Annotated in this window: 1 protein-coding gene; it reads left to right on the top strand. The window is 66.4% G+C overall.

Annotation, left to right across the window (positions count from 1 at the left end; genetic code table 11):
* Positions 1–733, top strand: a 733-nt coding sequence (locus tag ACYQ0J_RS02975) for an amino acid ABC transporter ATP-binding protein (protein ID WP_460170694.1), incomplete at its 5' end; no start/stop codon positions are given.
* Positions 734–746: the final 13 nt, after the last annotated feature.

Raw genomic sequence — 746 nt, forward strand, 5'->3', positions numbered from 1 at the left:
GGAGCCCATCATCCGCATCCGGAACCTGCACAAGTGGTTTGGTTCCCTGCACGTGCTCAAGGGGATCCACCTGGAGGTGGCCCCCGGGGAGAAGCTGGTCATTATCGGCCCCTCGGGCTCGGGGAAGAGCACCCTCATCCGCTGCATAAACCGCCTGGAGGACTTCCAGGAGGGGGAGGTGGTGGTGGACGGCCTGAACGTCAAGGACGACCGGGCCCTGGGGGCGGTGCGGCGGGAGGTGGGCATGGTCTTCCAGCAGTTCAACCTCTTCCCCCACATGACCGTCCTGGAGAACATCACCCTGGCCCCCGTGCGGGTGCGGGGGTGGTCCAAGGAGAAGGCGGAGAGGAAGGCCCTGGAGCTTTTGGAGCGGGTGGGGATTTTGGACCAAGCGCACAAATACCCGGCGCAGCTTTCCGGGGGGCAGCAGCAGCGGGTGGCCATTGCCCGGGCCCTGGCCATGGAGCCGAAGGTGATGCTTTTTGACGAGCCCACGAGCGCTTTGGACCCGGAGATGGTGGGGGAGGTGTTGGACGTGATGCGGGACCTGGCGCGTGGGGGCATGACCATGCTGGTGGTGACCCACGAGATGGGGTTTGCCCGGGAGGTGGCGGACCGGGTGATCTTCATGGACGGGGGGCAGATCGTGGAGGAGGGGAGGCCGGGGGAGATCTTCACCGCCCCCAAGGAGGAGCGCACCCGGAGCTTCCTGCAACGGGTGCTCCACCACTAGCACCATGCCCGCA

The sequence above is a fragment of the Thermus sp. FJN-A genome, from assembly GCF_054655095.1.